Origin of the sequence: Citrobacter sp. Cpo221, from assembly GCF_030332345.1 — a bacterium.
Lineage (GTDB): Bacteria > Pseudomonadota > Gammaproteobacteria > Enterobacterales > Enterobacteriaceae > Citrobacter > Citrobacter portucalensis.
In genome coordinates this window covers 16,291-39,167 of record NZ_JAOWIA010000053.1, presented here as the reverse complement: position 1 = coordinate 39,167, position 22,877 = coordinate 16,291, and the positions used below count along the sequence as shown (strand labels likewise).

At 51.4% G+C, this 22,877-nt stretch carries 25 protein-coding genes; 12 read left to right on the top strand and 13 right to left on the bottom strand.

The window, feature by feature from the left end:
* Positions 1 to 121: 121 nt before the first annotated feature.
* From OGY72_RS13400 to yoaA, 3 genes are all read right to left on the bottom strand, one after another.
* Positions 122 to 706, bottom strand: a complete 585-nt coding sequence (locus tag OGY72_RS13400; protein ID WP_149281068.1) for a Slp family lipoprotein — start codon at positions 704 to 706, stop codon at positions 122 to 124.
* A 94-nt stretch (positions 707 to 800) separates the two neighbouring features.
* Positions 801 to 1,496, bottom strand: a complete 696-nt coding sequence (tsaB, locus tag OGY72_RS13395) for a tRNA (adenosine(37)-N6)-threonylcarbamoyltransferase complex dimerization subunit type 1 TsaB (protein ID WP_003833757.1) — start codon at positions 1,494 to 1,496, stop codon at positions 801 to 803.
* 58 nt (positions 1,497 to 1,554) lie between these two features.
* Complete coding sequence (yoaA, locus tag OGY72_RS13390; protein WP_286547882.1) at positions 1,555 to 3,465, bottom strand: DNA repair helicase YoaA; 1,911 nt, start codon at positions 3,463 to 3,465, stop codon at positions 1,555 to 1,557.
* A gap of 141 nt (positions 3,466 to 3,606) precedes the next feature.
* On the opposite strand from yoaA, the gene OGY72_RS13385 reads away from it, so the two are divergent.
* Positions 3,607 to 3,951, top strand: a complete 345-nt coding sequence (locus OGY72_RS13385) for a RidA family protein (protein WP_003020984.1) — start codon at positions 3,607 to 3,609, stop codon at positions 3,949 to 3,951.
* 6 nt (positions 3,952 to 3,957) lie between these two features.
* Here OGY72_RS13385 and OGY72_RS13380 read toward each other — a convergent pair whose 3' ends face one another.
* Positions 3,958 to 4,137: a YoaH family protein gene (locus OGY72_RS13380; protein ID WP_003020986.1), complete on the bottom strand. Its 180-nt coding sequence runs from the start codon at positions 4,135 to 4,137 to the stop codon at positions 3,958 to 3,960.
* 83 nt (positions 4,138 to 4,220) lie between these two features.
* On the opposite strand from OGY72_RS13380, the gene pabB reads away from it, so the two are divergent.
* The 4 genes from pabB to pdeD all read left to right on the top strand — a co-directional run bounded on the left by pabB (position 4,221) and on the right by pdeD (position 9,444).
* Positions 4,221 to 5,582, top strand: a complete 1,362-nt coding sequence (gene pabB / locus OGY72_RS13375; protein ID WP_286547881.1) for an aminodeoxychorismate synthase component 1 — start codon at positions 4,221 to 4,223, stop codon at positions 5,580 to 5,582.
* A 3-nt stretch (positions 5,583 to 5,585) separates the two neighbouring features.
* Complete coding sequence (locus tag OGY72_RS13370) at positions 5,586 to 6,164, top strand: CoA pyrophosphatase (RefSeq protein WP_003020991.1); 579 nt, start codon at positions 5,586 to 5,588, stop codon at positions 6,162 to 6,164.
* A gap of 183 nt (positions 6,165 to 6,347) precedes the next feature.
* Positions 6,348 to 7,712 (top strand): L-serine ammonia-lyase, encoded by a 1,365-nt coding sequence (sdaA, locus tag OGY72_RS13365; protein WP_003833765.1) that lies wholly within the window; start codon positions 6,348 to 6,350, stop codon positions 7,710 to 7,712.
* A gap of 130 nt (positions 7,713 to 7,842) precedes the next feature.
* A complete protein-coding gene (pdeD, locus tag OGY72_RS13360) occupies positions 7,843 to 9,444 on the top strand; it encodes a cyclic di-3',5'-guanosine monophosphate phosphodiesterase PdeD (protein ID WP_008785025.1) in 1,602 nt (533 codons plus the stop codon).
* A gap of 6 nt (positions 9,445 to 9,450) precedes the next feature.
* On the opposite strand, the gene yoaE is transcribed toward pdeD, so the two are convergent.
* Together yoaE and OGY72_RS24940 are read right to left on the bottom strand one after the other, a co-directional pair.
* The gene (gene yoaE / locus OGY72_RS13355; protein WP_286547880.1) at positions 9,451 to 11,010 is read right to left on the bottom strand and encodes a CNNM family cation transport protein YoaE; all 1,560 of its coding nucleotides are present in this window, start codon (positions 11,008 to 11,010) and stop codon (positions 9,451 to 9,453) included.
* Positions 10,998 to 11,156: a protein YoaL gene (locus OGY72_RS24940; RefSeq protein WP_370766360.1), complete on the bottom strand. Its 159-nt coding sequence runs from the start codon at positions 11,154 to 11,156 to the stop codon at positions 10,998 to 11,000. Before OGY72_RS24940 ends, yoaE begins: the two co-directional genes overlap by 13 nt.
* A 313-nt stretch (positions 11,157 to 11,469) precedes the next feature.
* Here OGY72_RS24940 and manX point away from each other — a divergent pair, with 313 nt between their 5' ends.
* From manX to mntP, 5 genes are all read left to right on the top strand, one after another.
* Positions 11,470 to 12,432, top strand: coding sequence for a PTS mannose transporter subunit IIAB (gene manX / locus OGY72_RS13350; RefSeq protein ID WP_286547879.1), 963 nt, complete (start codon positions 11,470 to 11,472; stop codon positions 12,430 to 12,432).
* 58 nt (positions 12,433 to 12,490) lie between these two features.
* The gene (locus OGY72_RS13345; RefSeq protein ID WP_003021004.1) at positions 12,491 to 13,291 is read left to right on the top strand and encodes a PTS mannose/fructose/sorbose transporter subunit IIC; all 801 of its coding nucleotides are present in this window, start codon (positions 12,491 to 12,493) and stop codon (positions 13,289 to 13,291) included.
* Positions 13,292 to 13,303: 12 nt separating this feature from the next.
* Positions 13,304 to 14,155: a PTS mannose transporter subunit IID gene (locus tag OGY72_RS13340; protein ID WP_003833769.1), complete on the top strand. Its 852-nt coding sequence runs from the start codon at positions 13,304 to 13,306 to the stop codon at positions 14,153 to 14,155.
* A gap of 60 nt (positions 14,156 to 14,215) precedes the next feature.
* Positions 14,216 to 14,674, top strand: coding sequence for a DUF986 family protein (locus OGY72_RS13335; protein ID WP_003021010.1), 459 nt, complete (start codon positions 14,216 to 14,218; stop codon positions 14,672 to 14,674).
* Positions 14,675 to 15,107: 433 nt separating this feature from the next.
* Positions 15,108 to 15,674 carry a manganese efflux pump MntP gene (gene mntP, locus OGY72_RS13330; RefSeq protein WP_149384882.1) on the top strand — a complete coding sequence of 189 codons (567 nt, stop codon included), beginning with the start codon at positions 15,108 to 15,110 and terminating at the stop codon, positions 15,672 to 15,674.
* On the opposite strand, the gene rlmA is transcribed toward mntP, so the two are convergent.
* From rlmA to mgrB, 6 genes are all read right to left on the bottom strand, one after another.
* Positions 15,671 to 16,480 carry a 23S rRNA (guanine(745)-N(1))-methyltransferase gene (rlmA, locus tag OGY72_RS13325; RefSeq protein ID WP_003833772.1) on the bottom strand — a complete coding sequence of 270 codons (810 nt, stop codon included), beginning with the start codon at positions 16,478 to 16,480 and terminating at the stop codon, positions 15,671 to 15,673. The two genes, mntP and rlmA, sit on opposite strands and share 4 nt — an antisense overlap.
* Before the next feature lie 63 nt (positions 16,481 to 16,543).
* A complete protein-coding gene (gene ftsI2, locus OGY72_RS13320) occupies positions 16,544 to 18,289 on the bottom strand; it encodes a peptidoglycan DD-transpeptidase FtsI2/PBP3(PARA) (RefSeq protein WP_003833773.1) in 1,746 nt (581 codons plus the stop codon).
* A 219-nt stretch (positions 18,290 to 18,508) separates the two neighbouring features.
* Positions 18,509 to 18,718 (bottom strand): transcription antiterminator/RNA stability regulator CspE, encoded by a 210-nt coding sequence (gene cspE / locus OGY72_RS13315; protein WP_001062678.1) that lies wholly within the window; start codon positions 18,716 to 18,718, stop codon positions 18,509 to 18,511.
* A 12-nt stretch (positions 18,719 to 18,730) separates the two neighbouring features.
* Positions 18,731 to 18,874: a DUF2627 domain-containing protein gene (locus OGY72_RS13310; RefSeq protein ID WP_003034983.1), complete on the bottom strand. Its 144-nt coding sequence runs from the start codon at positions 18,872 to 18,874 to the stop codon at positions 18,731 to 18,733.
* Positions 18,875 to 19,510: 636 nt separating this feature from the next.
* On the bottom strand, positions 19,511 to 19,795 hold the full coding sequence (locus tag OGY72_RS13305) for a YebO family protein (RefSeq protein ID WP_003833774.1): 285 nt from the start codon (positions 19,793 to 19,795) through the stop codon (positions 19,511 to 19,513).
* Between the two features lie 74 nt (positions 19,796 to 19,869).
* The gene (gene mgrB, locus OGY72_RS13300; protein ID WP_003034977.1) at positions 19,870 to 20,013 is read right to left on the bottom strand and encodes a PhoP/PhoQ regulatory lipoprotein MgrB; all 144 of its coding nucleotides are present in this window, start codon (positions 20,011 to 20,013) and stop codon (positions 19,870 to 19,872) included.
* Positions 20,014 to 20,177: 164 nt separating this feature from the next.
* Here mgrB and OGY72_RS13295 point away from each other — a divergent pair, with 164 nt between their 5' ends.
* Positions 20,178 to 20,417: a YobH family protein gene (locus tag OGY72_RS13295; RefSeq protein WP_003034975.1), complete on the top strand. Its 240-nt coding sequence runs from the start codon at positions 20,178 to 20,180 to the stop codon at positions 20,415 to 20,417.
* 114 nt (positions 20,418 to 20,531) lie between these two features.
* Here OGY72_RS13295 and kdgR read toward each other — a convergent pair whose 3' ends face one another.
* On the bottom strand, positions 20,532 to 21,323 hold the full coding sequence (gene kdgR / locus OGY72_RS13290; RefSeq protein ID WP_003833778.1) for a DNA-binding transcriptional regulator KdgR: 792 nt from the start codon (positions 21,321 to 21,323) through the stop codon (positions 20,532 to 20,534).
* A gap of 174 nt (positions 21,324 to 21,497) precedes the next feature.
* On the opposite strand from kdgR, the gene OGY72_RS13285 reads away from it, so the two are divergent.
* Positions 21,498 to 22,871, top strand: coding sequence for an MFS transporter (locus OGY72_RS13285; RefSeq protein WP_286547876.1), 1,374 nt, complete (start codon positions 21,498 to 21,500; stop codon positions 22,869 to 22,871).
* Positions 22,872 to 22,877: the final 6 nt, after the last annotated feature.

The following is a 22,877-nucleotide window of genomic DNA, read 5'->3' as shown; positions in this document are numbered from 1 at the left end:
CCAGTTTGTTTATTACACAACGACAAGGTTGCGAAGCACGTCACTATTTATTTTTCTTATATCCACGTTAATGCAGAAACAGCGGACGAGCCGCTGTTTCTTTTACCAATAAAACAAAGAGTTACTCTGTTACTATGGTCTGAACCTGTGCCGGGCCGGGATTGTACCAGCCCCATCCGCCGTAGCCACCGTAAGGCCAGCCACGCGCACCGTAGAACCAGGGGTCGATAGGCTGAGGCGGCATGATAATCTGCTGAGTAATATGCCAGCGTTTATAACCGGTTACCTGCATCAGCATGAATTTATACGGCGTATTACCGATTTTTCCGTCCACCGTACCGCTAATCGGACCGACGACGGTGACCAGTTGCCCGCGAAAATCCACCGGGTCGAGGAAGCCATTTACATCAGCATATATCCGCCCGCGAGAGGCTTCACCCAGCACTGGACGCGCACCACTATCGAGCGGAACGGTGGCAATTTCCAGACGGGATTTTCCCTGCTGGTTCTGAATATCCACCACTTTGCCGCCGAAACGCGCCTCCTGTCCGACATACAGCTGCGGCGCATTCATCACCCGCACCAGATCCTGCTGCGGCGTCGGGCTCGAACCTTTAATCGCATCCGGAATGGTGACGCAGCCGCTAAGCATTAACGCTAAGGCCCCCGCCAACACACCCTTTATTAACTGCTTTTGCACCGCCATATTGTGACTCCCTTTTCTTAGCTTCTGCCCCGGCCTGTTCACAATGCTGTTCACTGACGACTGTAGGTCTTAGCCGGGGTTCTACTACTAAGATTCATTCTTTACCGGGAAGTTTCTTCCACGCCACGGTGTTACGTAAATAAACCGGTTCAGCGTGTTCGACCGCTACGGTCTCACCCGCAGCCAGCATTTGCGTGGCGACGGGCAGCATGTCTTCAGCCGCTGGAAGCAGCACGTCACCATCGCTGAACGTCAGACCGCTGTCTTTACCAAGCTCAGGCCATGCCGGCCACCCCGTCCCGACCGTCACCCAGTCGCCAGAAAGCTGCAATAAACGCTCATGTACCTGCTCGGGGGTTAACACCGCTTCGGTTTCTTCACCGTGCCAGTTACCGTTGTCATCACGCTGATATTCGGCCCAGTAGACTTCGCCCATTCGCGCGTCAATCGCCGCCAGTACGCGAGTCGCGCCCGACTTACGCCAGGCGCCCTGCGCCATGGTCGCCAGGGTGGAGACGCCGATCATCGGTAAGTTTGCGCCTAACGCCAGCCCCTGAGCAATGCCAATACCGATACGCACGCCGGTGAAACTGCCGGGACCGCGACCAAACGCCAGGGCGTCGATATCGGTTAACGTGAGATCGCCAGCAGCCAGGATTTCCTGAACCATCGGTAAAATTCGTTGGGTGTGTTCTCGTGGGCAAAGCTCAAAGTGAGCCTTGATAGTACCGTCATTCCACAGGGCAACAGAGCACGCCTCTGTGGCGGTATCGATAGCCAGAATTCGCATGGGTGTTTGTGATCAGATCAATAAATTTGGCGCGCATCTTACCACACTCCGTAACAAATTACTCAGTCGTTGGTATGGCAAGAAAGCGAACCGCGCGAGCAATGTCACGCGTCCGTGGAGCAGGTGGAAGACTCGCCAGGAAGGTGGCGCCGTATGGCCGCATAACCAGACGATTGTCGCAAATCACCAGCACGCCGCGATCGTCAGCATCACGTATCAGACGCCCTACACCCTGCTTCAGGGTGATTACCGCATCCGGCAACTGGACGTCTTCAAACGGATCGCCGCCGCGCAGTCGACAATCCTCCATTCGGGCTTTTAACAGCGGGTCGTCCGGCGAGGTAAACGGCAGTTTATCGATTATCACCAGCGACAGGGTATCGCCGCGCACGTCCACGCCTTCCCAGAAGCTGCTGGTGGCAACCAGTAGCGCATTACCTGCGCTGACAAACTGCTGTAGCAGTTGTCCTTTGCTGGTTTCGCCCTGCAGCAGTACGGGAAGCGTCATAGTAGCGCGGAATTGTTCCGCCAGATCGCGCATCATCGCGTGCGAAGTGCACAGCATAAAACAGCGACCGTTGTTCGCTTCGATAATAGGTCGCAGCATGGATGCCAGCTGACGCGCAGCCCCCGGCTGGTTGGTTTGCGGGAGATTACGCGGTACGCACAGCAGCGCCTGGCGCGTGTAATCAAAAGGGCTCGGCAGCAGCATCGACTCGGCATCTTCAATACCCAGTCGTGCAGTGAAATGATGAAGGTCATCGTTTACCGACAGCGTCGCGGAAGTAAAAATCCAGCAGCCCGGCTTTTGTTCCATCACTTCTTTGAATTTATCCGCCACCGTAAGCGGCGTCAGCGCGAGGGTGAAATGGCGGGAGGTGCATTCATACCAGTAGCTGAAGCCTGGCTGGTTGATCTCTTTCAGGCGCTTCAGACGCGCACGATAAAGCGTGGCGCGCTCAAACGCGGCATCCAGCAATGCCGAACGCCCAAGAGACAGCTTCGCCACGTCATAACACAGCTCCAGCGTGTCATCGAGCAGCAAAAACGCGCGCTGTACGCGCTGGTCGGCCAGCAGTTCCCGCAGGTTTCCGCGATAGCCCGGCTCACCAAGCTGCAAGCGGAAGTCCTGAGCGCTTTGTGCAAGGCGATCGGCGCACTTTTGCAGCTGCTGAGTGTCTTTCAGCTCGGTGCGATAGGCAATGGTGATGTCTTTCGCCAGGTCTAACAGCTGGCGACTGGAGAGCGATTGACCAAAGTACTGGCTGGCGATATCCGGTAACTGATGCGCTTCATCGAAGATCATCACATCAGCTTCCGGGATCAGTTCGCCAAACCCGCTCTCTTTTACCACCATATCGGCGAGAAACAGATGATGGTTAACCACGACGACATCCGCATCCATCGCTTTTTTACGCGCTTTAACGACAAAACACTCTTTATACAGCGGGCAGTCGCTGCCCAGACAGTTGTCATTAGTGCTGGTCACCAGCGGCCAGGCCTGCGAGTCTTCCGCCACGCTGACGCAGGTGCTGATGTCCCCATCAAGGGTTTGATTTGACCAGGAGCGCAGCAGAATGACGTCGCTTAACGTTTGTACCGGCAAGTCGCCACCCGCCAGCGCCTGCTGTTCAAGACGCTCAAGGCACAGATAGTTTGAACGCCCTTTCAGCAGCGCCAGTTTACCGGTGAACTTCAGTGCTTTAGCGACGGTCGGGAGGTCGCGGCTGTATAGCTGATCCTGCAACGCCTTCGAGCCCGTGGAGACAATGACCTTCTTTCCGGCACGCAGCGCTGGGGCAAGATAAGCGTAGGTTTTACCCGTTCCGGTTCCGGCTTCTACCACCAGCGGTTGTGATTTTTCGATGGCATGACTGACGGCGATGGCCATCTGCTGCTGTGGTTCTCGCGGTTTAAAACCCGGTATCGCTTTAGCCAACTGACCGTCTGCTGCAAAATCGTCCGTCACACTGCCCCCTGTTCATTTGAACAGGGATTATGTCAGGCCAGCGGGTCTTTCGCCAGTTGAAGAGGTGACGTGGGCACAACATTATGGCAGTCTTGGCGCAACCCAAAGCTATTATGAAAAAACGTAAACGAGGAATGATTTATGACGATTGTGCGCATTGATGCCGAAGCGCGTTGGTCCGACGTGGTAATCCACAACAACACGCTGTATTACACCGGCGTGCCGGAAAATCTGGATGCAGACGCCTTTGAGCAGACGGCAAATACGCTGGCACAAATTGATGCGGTGCTGGAAAAACAAGGCAGCAACAAGTCACGTATTCTTGATGCCACCCTGTTTTTGGCAGACAAAAACGATTTTGCCGCCATGAACAAAGCCTGGGACGCGTGGGTCGTTGCTGGCCACGCGCCGGTACGTTGTACCGTTCAGGCCGGATTGATGAACCCGAAATACAAAGTTGAGATTAAGATAATCGCTGCAGTTTAAGCGGCGTTATTCGTCTTCATCTTCAAAACGCGCCACGATCCGCTCACCGGTATGACTGGCGCGTAACTCTTCAGCAACCAGAGCAATGGCTTGTCCGCTGCTCATCCCCTGTGACATCAGCTCCTGAATACGCTCTACCGCTTTTTGCTGCTGCTCATGACTGAGTGAAGGTAAACCTGCAAACATTGTTAACTCCTGCTAAATTGTCTGCGCTAATTATTTCATGCTACCGGGCAGTTAGCCAGTAGAGTAGCAACGAGTCAGGACTGATGAAGACGTTATCTCCCGCAGTAATCACATTACCCTGGCGTCAGGACGCCGCTGAACGCTATTTTTCGACATTAAGCCATCTGCCCTGGGCGATGCTGTTGCATTCAGGTCAAGCCGACCATCCGCATAACCGCTTTGATATTCTGGTGGCGGACCCCGTCACCACGTTGGTTACACGCGCTGAAGAGACCGTATTGCAGAACGGGCACGCAATCACGCGCACGCTTGATGATCCGATGACGGTATTGCAGTCAGTTCTCAGCGCACGCAAGATCCACCCCGAATATCACCCCGACCTGCCGTTTCAGGGCGGTGCGTTAGGTCTGTTTGGCTACGATCTTGGCCGACGCTTTGAATCTCTGCCCACTATTGCAGAGCGCGATATTACGCTACCGGATATGGCCGTTGGCATTTACGACTGGGCGCTGATTGTCGATCACCAGTTGCAAACCGTATCGCTGCTCAGCCATAACGATGTCGAGGCTCGCCTGAAGTGGCTCGATGCGCAACAACCGCCAACGCGTGAGCCGTTTACATTGACCTCGGCGTGGCAGTCCAATATGAGCCGCGCCCGGTACGGCGAAAAATTCCGCCAGGTGCAGGGCTATCTGCACAGCGGAGACTGTTACCAGGTCAATCTTGCCCAGCGTTTTCAAGCGCATTACGAGGGAGATGAGTGGCAGGCATTCGTCAAACTCAATCACGCTAACCGCGCCCCGTTCAGCGCGTTTATTCGTCTTGAGGAAGGCGTTATCCTCAGTCTTTCGCCGGAACGTTTTATTCTGCTGGAGAATCAGCATATCCAGACGCGTCCTATTAAAGGTACGTTGCCCAGGCTTGAAGATGCCGATGCCGATCGTGAGCAGGCCCGGCGGCTGGCGAATTCGCCGAAGGATCGTGCGGAGAACCTGATGATCGTCGATTTGATGCGTAATGATATTGGCCGCGTTGCCGTACCGGGTTCGGTACAGGTTCCGGAGCTGTTTGTCGTAGAACCGTTCCCTGCCGTTCATCATTTGGTCAGCACCATTACCGCACGTCTGCCAGAGTTATTACACGCCACCGATCTGCTACGCGCAGCCTTCCCCGGCGGCTCTATTACCGGTGCGCCGAAAGTGCGGGCGATGGAAATTATTGACGAACTGGAGCCACAAAGACGTAATGCCTGGTGTGGCAGCATCGGTTATCTGAGTTTTTGCGGCAATATGGATACCAGCATCACCATTCGCACGCTGACAGCCACAAACGGGCAAATTTATTGTTCCGCTGGCGGCGGCATAGTGGCGGACAGTCAGGAAGACGCTGAATATCAGGAAACATTTGATAAAGTGAATCGTATTTTGCACCAACTGGAGAACTGAGACGTGGAATACAGCAGCCTGACGCTTGATGATTTCTTATCGCGCTTTCAACTCCTGCGTCCGCAGGTCAATCATGCCGCGTTAAACCAGCGCCAGGCCGCCGTACTGATCCCCGTCGTGCGTCGTCCACAGCCGGGGTTGTTGTTAACCCAGCGTTCCGTTCACCTACGCAAGCACGCCGGACAGGTCGCCTTCCCCGGTGGGGCGGTGGATAGCAGTGATGCCTCGTTAATTGCCGCCGCCCTTCGCGAGGCACAGGAGGAGGTGGCGATCCCACCTTCATGCGTAGAAGTGATCGGCGTTCTGCCGCCGGTCGACAGCGTGACCGGTTTCCAGGTCACCCCAGTGGTAGGCATTATCCCGCCTAATCTGCCGTATCGCGCCAGTGAAGATGAAGTTTCAGCAGTGTTCGAAATGCCGCTGGCCCAGGCCCTGCATTTAGGTCGTTACCACCCGTTGGATATTTACCGTCGTGGCGATTCACATCGCGTATGGCTTTCCTGGTATGAGCAATATTTCGTCTGGGGAATGACTGCCGGAATAATTCGTGAGCTGGCGCTGCAAATTGGCGTCAAGCCCTGACTATACTTATCTTTACGCGCGCCATAGACAACTTGAAACTCAGGTCACAACATTAGTAAAACCGCGGTTATCTATTAGTTTAATTCATGTGAATAGTTAAGCCGATCGCCGCGTTCCCTCTTACACTATGCGCAGTTATAACATCGTTACTGGAAAGCCCAGTCGCCCTGTAGGAGTATTATCGTGATTAGTCTATTCGACATGTTTAAGGTGGGGATTGGTCCCTCATCTTCCCATACCGTAGGGCCTATGAAGGCGGGTAAACAGTTCGTCGATGACCTGGTCGAAAAAGGATTACTGGACAGCGTTACTCGTGTCGCCGTCGACGTGTATGGTTCACTGTCGCTCACGGGTAAAGGTCACCACACCGATATCGCCATTATTATGGGTCTGGCAGGCAATGAGCCTGCTACCGTGGATATTGATAGCATCCCCGGATTTATCCGCGACGTAGAAACGCGTGGACGCCTGCTGCTTGCGCAGGGTCAGCACGAAGTGGATTTCCCGCAGAATGACGGGATGCGTTTTCACAACGGCAACCTGCCGCTGCATGAAAACGGAATGCAGATCCATGCGTACAATGGCGAAACCGTCATTTATAGCAAAACCTACTACTCCATCGGCGGTGGATTCATCGTTGATGAAGAACATTTTGGTCAGGATGCCGCGGGCGAGGTCAGCGTGCCTTATCCGTTCAAATCCGCGACTGAAATGCTGGAGTACTGCAACAGCACCGGCCTGTCTCTCTCTGGCATGGCGATGCAGAACGAACTTGCTCTGCACAGCAAAAAAGAGATTGAAGAGTACTTTGGCCACGTCTGGCAAACCATGCAGGCCTGTATCGATCGTGGCATGAACACCGAAGGTGTGTTGCCGGGTCCGCTGCGCGTTCCTCGTCGTGCTTCAGCTCTGCGTCGTATGCTGGTTTCCAGCGATAAGCTATCCAACGATCCGATGAACGTGATCGACTGGGTTAACATGTTCGCGCTGGCCGTTAACGAAGAAAACGCCGCAGGCGGTCGCGTAGTGACAGCGCCAACCAACGGTGCCTGCGGTATCGTGCCTGCGGTACTGGCCTATTACGATCATTTCATCGAGTCCGTCAGCCCGGATATCTATACCCGCTATTTCCTGGCGGCCGGTGCAATTGGCGCGTTGTACAAAATGAACGCCTCAATCTCTGGTGCAGAAGTAGGTTGTCAGGGTGAAGTGGGCGTAGCCTGCTCCATGGCTGCCGCTGGTCTGGCTGAACTGTTGGGCGCGAGCCCTGAGCAGGTGTGTGTTGCTGCCGAGATCGGCATGGAACATAACCTCGGCTTAACCTGCGATCCGGTTGCCGGTCAGGTACAGGTTCCGTGCATTGAGCGTAACGCCATTGCTTCAGTGAAGGCGATCAACGCTGCGCGTATGGCAATGCGCCGTACCAGCGCGCCGCGCGTCTCGCTGGATAAAGTCATTGAGACCATGTACGAAACAGGTAAAGACATGAACGCCAAATACCGCGAAACGTCACGCGGTGGCCTGGCAATCAAAGTTCAATGTGACTAATACTTAATTTTCGCCCATCTGCGACGGATGGGCGAATTTGCCCCCTCTCCCTCGTCTACTGTAATTTTCCCCACTACACTTGCTCTGTTGCTGTTGGCTTCTGTGACCAACGGCTTATCGGGCGGCCCGCATGCAAACAGCACAACGGATCATTAAAAATTATCGCCGGAATCGCTTAATCGTCTGCACAGTATGTGCACTACTGACGCTCATCCTCACATTAACTGTCCGATTTATTTCGGAGCGTAATTTAAATCACCGAAATATCGTCACCTTTGCCAACCATGCTGTAGAAGAACTGGATGACGTGCTTTTACCCTTACAGACCGGACGTGATGTATTGCTGCCGTTAATTGGCCTCCCCTGCTCAGTGGCGCGTTTACCCTTAAGCAAACATGCCGCAAGACTGCAAACGGTGCGTTCTATTAATCTGATTCAAAGCGGGATCCTCTATTGCTCCAGCATTTTTGGGTATCGCAATGTCCCCATTCGTCAACTACAGCCCGAATTACCCAGCCGGGAACCGCAACTGCTGCTGTCTACTGACCATTCGCTGATTAAAGGGAGTCCGATTTTGACGCAGTGGTACCCGTCCTCTGCTGATGGTGAAGATGGCGTGCTGGAAATCGTCAATATTGATTTATTGTCGTCTATGTTGCTTGAACCCCAGCCGCCGCAGATCACCGATGCCAGCTTAACCGTTGGTAATCGGCATCTACTGTATGATCAAGGTGTGGTCGATACTCTGCCTAAGCTAAATGATGAAAAACGCTACCAGCTGTCATCTCAACATTTCCCGTTTACCATTAGCGTCACCGGCCCCGGTCCCAGTGAACTGGCGATTAAACATCTGCCAACACAGCTGCCGCTGGCGGTGATCCTAAGTTTATTAGTGGGTTACCTGGCATGGCTGGCGACCGCCAGCAGAATGAGTTTTTCCTGGGAGATTAATCTGGCCCTTGCTGCTCGGGAATTCGAGCTATTTTGCCAGCCGCTGCTTAATGCGCAAACCCAGCAATGCATGGGCGTGGAGATTCTTCTACGCTGGAATAACCCACGCCAGGGTTGGATCTCTCCGGAAGTGTTTATTCCCATCGCTGAGGAGCACAACCTGATTGTGCCGCTAACCCGTCATGTCATCGCAGAAACCATTCAGCAAAGACACGTTTTCCCGATGAGCAGTCAGTTTCATATTGGGATTAATGTCGCCGCCAGCCATTTTCGTAACGGCACGCTGCTAAAAGATCTTAATCAGTACTGGTTCAGCCAGCACCCAATCCAGCAGTTGGTTATCGAATTGACCGAACGCGATGCGTTACTGGATGTGGATTATCGGGTCGTACGCGAATTAAATCGGCTTGGCGTAAAACTGGCGATTGATGATTTCGGTACCGGTAACAGCTCGCTCTCCTGGCTGGAAAAACTACGCCCGGATGTGCTGAAGATCGATAAATCATTTACTTCGGCCATAGGAACAGACGCCGTGAACTCAACCGTCACAGACATCATTATCGCTTTGGGGAAAAAATTGAATATAGAACTGGTGGCGGAAGGCGTTGAAACCCAGGCGCAGGCTCAGCATTTGCGCCGACACGGCGTACATTTGTTGCAAGGTTTTTTGTACGCAAAGCCAATGCCGCTGCGTGATTTCCCAAAATGGCTGGCGGGCAGCACGCCGCCGCCCACCCGACATAACGGGCGACACAGTATGCCCGTCATGCCGTTTCGCTAAACCCGGTTACTCGTCTTCGTCGTGAGCGGGTTGTTCTTTAACAATGCGAACTAAATCCACACGATAGTCATTCGCTTCGACAATCGTAATGCTCAGCGGTGCGACTTCGATAACATCACCTACACGTGGAATATGGCCGTTAGCCGCAATGACTAAACCTGCCACCGTGGCGATGTCTTCGTCTTCATTCACTAACGTATCCACGTCCAGCGCCTGTTGCAACGCATGCAGATCGGTACCGCCTTTGACCAACCAACCACCTGCATCAGCAATAATTTCAGGTGTTTCATCGGCATCAGGGAATTCACCGGCAATGGCTTCTAATACGTCCAGCGGCGTGACCAGACCCTGCACTACGCCAAACTCGTTAGTGACGATAACGAAGCTACCGCGGGCACGACGCAGTACGCCTAACAGATTGATCGGGTCCAGCGTCTCCGGAACAACAATAGCCGGAGAAGCAGAGGCAATCGCCGCCACATCCACACCGTCTTCCAGCGCCACCAGCAGCTCTTTAGCACGCACGATACCGATGATCTCATCCAGTTCGCCACGACACACCGGGAACAGGCTGTGAGGTGAAGAGAGCAACTGCTCGCGAATTTCCGCCACGCTCAGGTCGGCATCAACCCAGCTGATTTCACCACGTGGCGTCATAATGCCGCGTAACGAACGCGACGCCAGGGAGAGGACGCCGTTGATCATATAGCGTTCTTCTTCCACAAACGCGCCTTCCGGGACAGGAACCGGCACCGGGTTATCGGATTCCATCTGCACGCTGGCCTGACGTTTACCGCCCATCAGACGCAGGATTGCATCGGCAGTACGTGCACGCAGCGGCAGCGTCGACTGGTGGCGAATAAAATTACGACGGGCAATCTGGTTAAACAGCTCGATGATGATCGAGAAACCAATCGCCGCATACAGATAACCTTTCGGAATATGGAAGCCAAACCCTTCGGCAACCAGGCTCAGACCAATCATCAACAGGAAGCTCAGACACAGCACCACCACCGTCGGGTGTTGGTTCACAAATCGTGTCAGCGGCTTAGAGGCCAGCAGCATCACGGCCATGGCAATCACTACTGCCGCCATCATCACTGGCAGATGGTTGACCATGCCGACCGCCGTAATCACGGCATCCAGCGAGAACACCGCATCGAGGATGACAATCTGCGTTACGACAACCCAAAAGCTCGCATACCCTTTCGTCTGCCCGGCATCATGTTCACGGTTTTCCAGCCGCTCATGCAGCTCTGTCGTAGCCTTGAACAAGAGGAAGATACCCCCCAGCAGCATAATCAGATCGCGCCCCGAGAACGCATAGTCCATTACCGTGAACAGCGGCTTTGTCAGCGTCACCATCCACGAAATCACGGACAACAAGCCCAGACGCATAATCAGTGCCAGTGACAAACCGATTAAACGCGCTTTATCACGCTGTTTCGGCGGCAGCTTATCAGCCAGGATCGCAATGAAGACCAGGTTATCAATACCCAGAACAATTTCGAGAACGACAAGCGTGAGCAAACCCACCCAAATCTGCGGGTCCATTAATAATTCCATGACAAGCTCCTGCTTAAGGAATGACCAAACTGCGCGCTGAGGATCTCAGGCGTTAAAGCGATATGCAGAGAAAATTTGTGGCAAAAAGTGCCAATCTGACAGGCTTGATACGGCCTGAAGGTGAAATGACGTCGGTGACGATCCATATGGTGGGCTACTGCCCTATACTCCTGAGTAATTAAACAGATGCTAAACATAACAGAGAGAAGCTGTTTTTAGCAAAGATTTACCTTCCTTTGCAATAAGTTGTTTCGGAGATATTTTACCCTTCGAAATTTCTTTTTATCGGAAGTTAAATTACGGATCTTCATCACATAAAATATTTTTTTCGATATCTAAAATAATTCACGAAAATCATAGGTTTTTCTTTGTAACCCTTATCTGAATCGATTCGATTGCGGACGACGATTCAAATACATCTTCACGTTGATGTGTTAACGATAATAAAGGAGGTAGCAAGTGACCATTGCTATTGTAATAGGCACACATGGTTGGGCTGCAGAGCAGTTACTTAAGACGGCAGAGATGCTGTTAGGCGAGCAGGAAAACGTCGGCTGGATCGATTTCGTTCCAGGCGAAAATGCTGAAACGCTGATCGAAAAGTACAACGCTCAGTTGGCAAAACTCGATACCAGTAAAGGCGTGCTGTTTCTCGTTGACACATGGGGAGGCAGCCCGTTTAACGCTGCGAGCCGCATTGTCGTCGATAAAGAGCATTACGAAGTAATCGCCGGTGTGAACATTCCCATGCTGGTTGAGACCTTCATGGCGCGTGATGACAACCCGAGCTTCGATGAATTAGTGGCACTGGCCGTTGAAACCGGTAGCGAAGGCGTGAAAGCGCTGAAAGCAAAACCGGTGGAAAAAGCCGCTCCTGCCCCCGTCGCGGCACCGAAAGCAGCAACCCCCGCGAAACCGATGGGGCCGAACGATTATATGCAGATCGGCCTGGCGCGTATTGATGACCGCTTAATCCATGGTCAGGTGGCAACTCGCTGGACCAAAGAAACCAACGTAACGCGCATTATCGTCGTCAGTGATGAAGTTGCCGCCGATACCGTGCGTAAAACGCTGCTGACTCAGGTAGCACCTCCGGGTGTGACGGCGCATGTGGTTGATGTCGCGAAAATGATCCGCGTCTACAACAACCCGAAATATGCAGGTGAGCGTGTGATGCTGTTGTTCACCAACCCAATCGACGTAGAACGTATCGTTGAAGGTGGTGTGAAAATTACCTCCGTAAACATTGGCGGTATGGCTTTCCGTCAGGGTAAAACGCAGGTAAACAACGCAATTTCTGTCGATGACAAAGACATCGAAGCCTTCAAGAAACTCAACGAACGCGGTATTGAGCTTGAGGCCCGTAAGGTTTCTACCGATCAGAAACTGAAAATGATGGATTTGATTGCCAAAGTGAAATAATTCCCTGGCATTTACTTAGTTTTCACACTTAAGTCTGTATAGCAATAGGAGAAGTACAATGGAGATTACCACTCTTCAGATTGTGCTGGTGTTCATCGTCGCATGTATCGCGGGTATGGAGTCGGTACTCGATGAATTTCAGTTCCACCGTCCGTTGGTGGCTTGTACGCTGATTGGTGCCGTTCTCGGGGATATGAAAACCGGTATCATCATCGGTGGTACCCTGGAAATGATCGCCCTGGGCTGGATGAACATCGGTGCTGCGGTTGCACCAGATGCCGCGCTGGCCTCAATTATCTCTACCGTTCTGGTTATCGCGGGTCACCAAAGCATTGGTGCCGGTATCGCGCTGGCTATCCCACTGGCAGCAGCAGGCCAGGTACTGACCATTATCGTTCGTACTATCACCGTAGCATTCCAGCACGCAGCGGATAAGGCGGCCGAAAACGGTAACCTGACGGCGCTCTCCTGGCTGCACGTATCCTCTCTGTTCCTGCAGGCTATGCGTATCGCTATCCCGGCGGTAATCGTAGCGATTTCTGTTGGTACCAGTGAAGTTCAGAGCATGCTTAACGCCATTCCGGAAGTCGTAACCGGTGGTCTGAACATCGCAGGCGGTATGATCGTAGTGGTTGGTTATGCGATGGTCATCAACATGATGCGCGCAGGCTATCTGATGCCATTCTTCTACCTCGGCTTCGTCACCGCGGCATTTACTAACTTCAACCTGGTTGCTCTGGGTGTGATTGGCGCAGTCATGGCCATCCTCTACATTCAGCTGAGCCCGAAATATAACCGCGTAGCCGGTGCACCTGCTGCGGCGGCTGGCAATAACGATCTCGATAACGAACTGGACTAGCAGGTGAGCGAAATGGTTGATATGACTAAAACTACCACCGAGAAAAAACTCACTCCGAGTGACATTCGTGGCGTGTTCATTCGTTCTAACCTGTTTCAGGGTTCATGGAACTTCGAACGTATGCAGGCGCTGGGTTTCTGTTTCTCCATGGTACCGGCTATCCGCCGCTTGTACCCGGAAAACAACGATGCACGTAAGCAAGCGATTAAGCGTCACCTGGAATTCTTTAACACCCATCCGTACGTAGCGGCTCCAGTACTGGGCGTTACGCTGGCAATGGAAGAACAGCGTGCAAACGGCGCAGAGATTGACGATGGTGCCATCAACGGTATCAAAGTTGGTCTGATGGGTCCGCTGGCAGGCGTCGGTGACCCGATCTTCTGGGGTACCGTACGTCCGGTATTCGCCGCACTCGGCGCAGGTATCGCGATGAGCGGTAGCCTGCTGGGGCCACTGCTGTTCTTCATCCTGTTTAACTTGGTTCGTCTGGCAACCCGTTATTACGGTGTGGCATATGGCTACCGTAAAGGTGTCGATATCGTTAAAGATATGGGCGGCGGCTTCCTGCAGAAACTGACTGAGGGGGCGTCAATCCTCGGCCTGTTTGTCATGGGAGCATTGGTTAACAAGTGGACGCACGTAAACATCCCTCTGGTGGTTTCCACTATCACCGGTCAGGATGGTCAGACTCGTGTTACCACCGTGCAGACTATCCTTGACCAGCTGATGCCGGGTCTGGTTCCTCTGCTGCTGACATTCGCCTGTATGTGGCTGCTGCGTAAGAAAGTGAACCCGCTGTGGATCATCGTTGGCTTCTTCGTCATCGGTATCGCGGGCTACGCTGTCGGACTGCTCGGCCTGTAAGACTGTTGTACATCACCGGGGGCTTGCCCCCGGTTTTTCTATTTAGAGGGTTGAGGATTCATGACTATCACGGACCTGGTGCTGGTTCTATTTATCTTTTCGCTGCTGGCGTATGCCATTTACGATCAGTTCATCATGCCCCGCCGTAATGGCCCTACTCTGCTTACTGTCGCCCTGCTTCCCCGCAGCAGAGTCGACAGCGTTATCTTCCTTGGCTTGGTAGCTATTCTTATCTACAACAACATCACCAGCCACGGCGCGCAATTTACCACATGGTTATTATGCGCACTGGTATTGATGGGGTTGTATCTGTTCTGGATCCGTACGCCAAAAATCATCTTCAAGCAGAAAGGTTTTTTCTTCGCCAACGTCTGGATTGAATATAACCGCATTAAAGAGATGAATTTATCTGAAGACGGTGTATTAGTGATGCAATTAGAACATCGAAGATTGTTGATTCGCGTACGAAATATAGACGATCTTGAGAGAATATATAAACTTTTAATTTCAAATCAATAAGTTATAAATATAGCCTGAACTATGTTTTTTATATATCAGCATAAAAGTAAACATAGCCAAGGCTATACTTCACTGTCCGCAATGTTATTTATTTTAACGTTTTATTTAAAAATAAATCCAAATGAAAATCGTTTTCAATTAGAAGTCAAATATTATTTCTGCGTTTCTTGTTTTATATTCTCAAAATATGTTAAGGTTGCGCCCGTCGTTGGGGAGTAGCCGATTTCCAGACTCCGGAAATGTACGTGTCAACATACTCGTTGAAAAACGTGGCGCGTACGGACTGAACTTACAGGTTCAGTCAGGCGAGACCATAGGCACATCAACTGCAATGCATATTTGAATGGCGCTGTATTTACAGTGATTCCAGCTTATGTGCATGGTTACTGGGGGCAGTGATGTGTTTTATGGATACCCCGGTCAGGACGCTGTTATGAATCTCACCGCTACCGTTTTTCTCGCTTTCGGCATGTCGATGGATGCTTTCGCCGCATCAATTGGCAAAGGCGCCACCCTGCATAAACCCAAATTTTCTGAAGCATTGCGCACCGGTCTGATATTCGGCGCAGTTGAAACACTTACGCCACTGATTGGCTGGGGCATGGGGATGCTGGCCAGCAAATTCGTGCTGGAGTGGAACCACTGGATCGCCTTCATTCTGCTGATCTTTTTAGGCGGGCGAATGATAATCGAAGGTTTTCGCGACAACGGTGATGAAGATGAAGAGCCGCAGCGCCGTCACGGTTTCTGGCTGCTGGTTACCACCGCCATTGCGACCAGTCTTGACGCAATGGCCGTCGGGGTGGGTCTGGCTTTCCTGCAGGTCAACATTATTGCCACCGCGCTGGCTATCGGCTGCGCCACATTGATAATGTCCACGCTCGGCATGATGATCGGTCGTTTCATTGGCCCGATGCTGGGCAAACGAGCAGAAATTTTGGGTGGGGTGGTGCTGATAGGTATCGGTGCCCAGATCCTCTGGGCACACTTCCACGGTTAATTCAGGCGCTGCCAGACATGAATACTAAAGTCGGTCTGGCAGTCAAACGTCGTTTTCCCCGCTAACGTTTCCCACACTTCCGGCTTTGCCCGCCAGGCGAACGGCGTCATTTGCAGTAAGGCAACGGCCTCGCTGCCCTGAAGCTGCATCTGATACCCCAGCGCAATACTCTGTTGCAGAACAAAACCGTCCAGTTGCTCAGTATGGGGCGCATGCAAACGCACCTCATCATAAATTAGCCCTTTCAGTTCCATTAAATGACGCGGTCCCGGCGTGGCGGTGATAACCCATCCCCCCGGTTTAACCACGCGAGCCAGCTCTTGCGCTTTACAGGGCGCGTAGATCCTGATGATGGCATCCATTGACTCGTCTGCGAACGGCAGACGATGGCTGGAGGCAACGCAAAAGGTCACCTGCGGATAGCGTCTGGCTGCGGCTTTAATTGCCACTTTGGAGACGTCAAGACCAAAGGTTGTACAACCCGTCAGCGCGTCGGCAAACGCATGGGTGTAATACCCTTCCCCACAGCCAATATCCAGGATCGCTGCATCTTCTGAAGTCGACTTCTCTTTCAGCACATTCACAATCGCATCACGCAACGGTTGATAGTGCCCGGCATCAAGAAATGCCCGTCGCGCCTGCATCATCTCAGCGCTGTCACCCGGATCGCGCGATCGTTTATGCTGAACCGGCAGTAAGTTGACATACCCTTCTTTCGCCACGTCAAACTGGTGCCGCCCGGGGCAGACAAAACTGTTATTCGCTTGAGTAAGAGGCTGGTGGCAAAGAGGACAGGAAAACGACATGACAACTCCGGCAGGTGACTTAAGGGCGCAAGTGTAACGCGAATTGCGCCCTGGGAAAATAACTTACAGCGACGGCGAGGATACGTTGCTGCCGTGCATCACCAGCAGATGATCGGAGTCAGCAGGCATGCCATCCGGTTTAACGTTCTCCAGACGCAGGACATCACCCATTATCTGGCTGAAGACAGGCGCAGAGACAGCCCCACCATAATAAGCACCGTTTTGCGGATTATTGATGACGACAACCAATGCGAATTTCGGGTCGCTCGCTGGCGCAACACCTGCCGTGTAGGCCACGTATTTATCGACATACTTACCGTCATCACCAATTTTCTTTGCCGTTCCTGTTTTAACCGCCACGCGATAATCTCTGACCGCGGCTTTAGTTCCCCCACCACCGGGTAACGCAACGCTTTCCATCATATGTTCAACCTGGTGAACCAGCGCCTCCGGCATCACTCGGGTACCGATTACCGGCGGGTCAATACGGGTAATCGAAAGGGGCCGATAGATACCAAAACTACCAATGGTTGCATATACGTGCGCCAACTGCAGCGGCGTTACCATTAATCCATAACCAAATGCAAAGGTCGCGCGATCCAAATCGCTCCAGTAGCGGCGTTGAGGCATTAAACCGCTACTTTCACCGGTTAATCCCAGTCCGGTTGGGTCGCCAAAACCAAAGCTTTTATAGGTATCCAGCAATTTTTGGACAGGCATAGCCAATGAAAGGTGCGACACGCCGGTATCGCTCGATTTCTGTAAAATCCCGGTCAGCGACAGTTCCGGGTAAAATCCGACGTCGCGAATGCGATGCCCATCAAGGTAAAAAGGATGGGTATCAATCACGCTGTCGGGTTGTACTATCCCCTGCTGGAGTGCAGTCATGATCACCAGCGGTTTAACGGTTGAACCGGGTTCAAACGTATCGCTAATTGCACGGTTACGAAAATCATCCAGTACCGCGCCATCACGATTATTGGGGTTGAAGTCAGGAAAGCTCGCCATGGACAGTATTTCACCGGTAGCAATGTTGACCAGCACTGCGGCTCCTGATTCCGCTTTATTCCACGTAACGGCATTGTCCAACGCATCTTCGGTGACCGTCTGCAGACGCTCGTCGATGCTGAGCTGTAATTCGTGTGCAGGTACAGGCGTAACTTCGGTGATATTTTCGATGACATGGCCAAATTTGTCTTTACGTACCAGACGGGAGCCAGGTTTACCCATCAGCTGGTTATTAAAGCTCTTTTCCAGCCCTTCAATGCCTTGTCCATCAATGTTGGTAAAACCAATGAGATTCGCCGCTACGTGGCCTGCGGGATAGAACCGGCGGGATTCCTCGCGCAGGTTGATGCCCGGGAGATTAAGATCATCGACCCACTCAGCCTGCTGAGGGGAAATTTGTCGTGCCAGATAAATAAAACGTCCGCCAGGATTACTGTTAACGCGTTCCGCCAGCGTACTAAGTGACAAATGCAGAGTCCTTGCCAGAGCCTGCCAGCGTTCGTTGTAACCCACGCCTCCCTTGCTGATGATGGTCTTAGGATCGGCCCATACGGCGTTAACCGGAACACTTACCGCCAGCGGTCGCCCTTCTCTATCGGTAATCATCCCGCGCGGCGAGGCAATAGTTACCTCACGTAACGAACGCATGTCTTCCTGTTTCACCAGACTCGTCGGCGTGACAATTTGCAGCCACGCAACCCGACCCAGCAGCAATCCCAGACTCAATAATATTGCCACACAAAGCAGGGCAAAACGTACGGGAGTAAAATTGCGCGCGTCGCCGTCGTTTTTCTTTTTCACCTGGTCTCCAGCAAGATAGTTTTTCAGGTGTCTGATTTAACGAGAAATGTCGTAAGAAAGCGGGGAAAACTATGCTACGAACATCACGCCTTTGCAACAAAGCGCTAATGGAAGGGCATTTAGAAATATTTAGACGTATTTTGAATTAAAAAGCCCCGCATAGGCGAGGCTTTATATCTGAGATGGTTGCGCATATGCGCTTCAAATCAGTGGTGTCGATCAGATAGCTGTTACGTTAACAGCAGCCGGACCTTTCTGGCCGTCCTGAATTTCGAACTCAACGTTCTGGCCTTCAGCCAGAGTTTTGAAGCCGTTACCCTGGATAGCGGAGAAGTGTACGAACACGTCTTTGCTGCCATCAGCCGGAGTAATGAAACCAAAACCTTTAGACTCGTTGAACCACTTAACTTGACCTTTAATCTTTGCCATTTGCAAAATTCCTTAGAGTATTTTCTTCGCCCGCAGGCATAACATAGATAAAACTGAGACATTACTGCTTGAGGCACTAATATAAGGTTCGGCAGAGAAGCGGTATTCAACGTCAACGTGTTTACTCAGGACTTCTTTACTGAAAATGCCACACATAAACAGAACTGTACCTCGTTTAACCCAAAACGTGTTATCACATACAACGTTAATAATGGCAAGCCATTTTTAAACGTGTCTCGATCGGTCGCACAAATCCCGTCGTTCATCAAACAGCAACTGCACAGTTATGCGCCACACCGAGTAGTGTTATATTCCCGCCGCTCGCCCCATCCCCCGCCTGGCTTGCACCATTGCCGGGACATTTCTACCATAGCTCAATAGCTTCGGTTATTCCAGATTAGCTGTTACAGGGTGTGCCGGATATCATTTTTTATGCTTAGTAATGCATAAAATGTCACAAGCGTAAAAATGAGATCCGCCTTCTGCTTTTGCACCAAAATAATGAAAGAATGATGACAATGCACAAAAAAAGTAAGAGAAACGTTTCGCTGTTAATAAAACGATCGCTATCACAAAAATGACATAATCATATTTTTATCGTATGGGAAATTATATTTATATCAGACCGGGGATAAGATATTAATTGGTTGGAGCATCTGAAAATACTGAGTTTACACGCGTATCAGAGTGCTAATTACACGACATGTGCAGAAGAAAATAATCTGGCACGTTGGCGACAGGATGAAGCATCTGAGAACAAAAGCAACAGATCTTCACCCTGTCATACCACTTTTAACGCTCAGCTACCAGGCGGATGATGTCATCATCTTCATCCTTCGCTGTGACCGCAGCAGGCTCTGCCGCTTTTTCAGGTTCGTTAGCTTCGCAAAGGCGACGGAGCAATGCGTTCTGTCTTTTTTGCTGATCTAACAATGCTTCGAGCAGCTCAATCTGCTCATTAGTACGCGAACTTGCCCGATTGACGAAAAACCACAGTACAAGCCCGACAACCAGAATCACCACCGATACAGCCAAAGACGCCAAACTCAACGCGCCAGAATTCAAAACTTCGTTCATTTTACCACCTCAATGTAGACAGCGTAGTTTACCACTGCCACACAAGAAGGTAATCAACTGTGGCAAAAATGCGCTTACCAGGGAATAAATTTATTAATGGCACAAATACCGCTGAAAAATTGTACATCCTGATCGCACATGATGTTGAACACTTGCGCCCACATCAGTATGCATACCAGCACGACAACTATCAGCACTACCCAGCGAATTTTTTTCACTCCAGCTCCACTCTTCGAATCTACATCTTATGTCTATAAATTATCATGCGTTACCTAAACCCAGCGTTAACTGTATCGGCATTCAATCTTTTTAGGAATGATTCACTTGTTTCATCCCATGTACAGGCTAATCTAATAATAACGAGAAAAGATAAGAGGTTGTAATGCGTCTGATAATCCGCGCTATTGTGTTGTTAGCTCTGGTTTGGATCGGTTTATTACTGAGCGGCTATGGAATTTTGATTGGAAGTAAGGAGAATGCAGCGGGTCTGGGCTTGCAATGCCAATATCTGACCGCCCGCGGAACCAGCACCGCACAATACGTCCACACAAACAGCGGTATCATTGGCCTGTCGGATTGCCCTTTGTTAAGAAAAAGTACGGTCATTATTGATAACGGTTAATATAGCAACAATACATACGCTACGTTATTTGCACCAACTAACTTTATGACTGTTCATAAAAAACCCCAGATACAAAAATACCTGGGGTTTTAATGTTGACGCTATTACGCCAGATTAGAACGGATAGTCGTTATAACCCATTTGTTCTGAAATTTTACGCGCAGCCGTATGCAGCATCGCCACATACTCGTGCAAACGTTCCTCAGAGAAACGCAGCGTCGGAAATGAAATACTCAAGCCTGCAATCACCACACCGAAACGGTCAAACACCGGCACACCGATGCAGCGCAGACCTTCTTCCTGTTCTTCGTTGTCTTCACCGTAGCCCTGCTCACGGACTTTATCCAGCAGTACCAGCAGTTCATCAGTATTGGTAATAGTACGGTCGGTGCTGCGTTTGTACTCAATACCGTCCAGAATTTGCTTCACTTCATCGCGGTCACGCCATGCCAGCAGAACTTTACCGATAGCCGTGCTGTACAGTGGATTACGGCGACCTACGCGAGAATACATGCGCAGATTGTACATGGAGTCGATTTTATGAATGTAGACGATGCTGTCTTCATCCAGTGCGCCAAGGTGTACTGTCTCTTTGGTCAGGCGCGAAAGTTCGCGCATCTGAATATCAGCGCTACGGATAAGATCGACGTTTTGCAACGCGCGAGCACCCAGCTCGAATAATTTCAGGGTCAGTGAGTATTTCTCAGATTCCCCTTCTTGTGCCACATAACCCAGCGTTTTCATGGTCTGCAAAAAGCGATAAACGGTGCTTTTTGACATCATGACGCGTTGCGACAACTCGGTAATACCAATTTCGCGCTCTTCACCCAGCGCCTGCAGGATGCCAAAAACCTTCAGCACGGAAGATACAGAATCGGGTTGTTTATCCAGATCTGCGATTGCCATTTATCACCCCTTTCGAGTGTTTTATAAAAATCAGAACCGGTTTTTATTATAATTTCACGTATCAGCCCTCGCAATCGCTCTTTGCTTACTTAGTTACAAATCTGCGACCTAACGCCTGAATATCAATGCTAAAATTATTATTCTCATCATAAATTCCGACAATATTGACTTCCTATGGAAAAAACTCAGACCGATGGTCTGCCATTGCCCCAGCGATATGGCGCAATTTTAACCATTGTTATTGGCATCTCTATGGCAGTACTCGACGGCGCAATAGCGAACGTTGCCCTCCCCACTATCGCCACCGATCTTCAGGCCTCACCCGCCAGCTCAATCTGGATTGTGAACGCCTACCAAATTGCGATCGTTGTTTCTCTGTTATCGCTCTCTTTTTTAGGTGATATGTTTGGCTACCGACGCATTTATAAGTGTGGTCTGGTCGTGTTTCTGTTGGCGTCGCTGTTTTGTGCCTTGTCAGACTCGCTACATATGCTGACGTTAGCGCGCGTGGCTCAGGGGTTTGGGGGCGCGGCGTTGATGAGCGTTAATACGGCATTGATCCGACTCATTTATCCTCAGCGCCAGCTTGGCCGCGGAATGGGTATTAACTCCTTTATTGTGGCAGTCTCCTCGGCAGCGGGTCCGACTATTGCGGCGGCAATTCTCTCTATTGCCTCGTGGAAATGGCTATTTCTGATTAACGTCCCGCTGGGGATCATCGCCCTGCTACTGGCTATGCGTTTTTTGCCCCCCAATTCTTCACGTAGCAATAAACCGCGCTTTGATCTGCCCAGCGCAGTAATGAACGCCTTAACATTCGGTTTGTTAATCACGGCACTCAGCGGGTTTGCACAGGGACAGTCGCTAAAATTGATTGGTGCTGAACTGGTGGGGCTTCTCATGGTAGGGTTTTTCTTTATCCGCCGCCAACTCGCATTGCCAGTACCGTTATTGCCGGTTGATCTGCTACGCATTCCGCTGTTTTCACTCTCTATTTGCACCTCAATCTGTTCATTCAGCGCACAAATGCTGGCAATGGTTTCTCTCCCCTTTTTCATGCAAACGGTTCTCGGGCGCAGCGAGGTTGAAACGGGCCTGCTACTGACGCCGTGGCCGCTGGCAACCATGGTGATGGCCCCACTGGCGGGATATCTGATTGAACGTGTTCATGCGGGTCTGCTGGGCGCGCTGGGCATGGCAGTAATGGCGTGTGGGCTGTTTTCGCTGGTGTTGCTGCCCGCATCACCTTCTGATTTTAATATCATCTGGCCAATGATTTTGTGCGGTGCGGGTTTTGGCTTGTTCCAGTCACCGAATAATCACACCATCATCACCTCCGCGCCGCGTGATCGTAGCGGAGGCGCGAGCGGTATGCTCGGAACGGCGCGTTTACTGGGCCAGAGTACCGGGGCCGCACTGGTTGCGCTGATGCTAAATCAGTTTGGTGACAGCGGAACACACGTCTCGCTGATAACAGCGGGTATTCTGGCTTCGCTGGCCGCAATCGTGAGCGGCTTACGTATCACACAACCGCGAGTTCAGGCATAAAAAAAG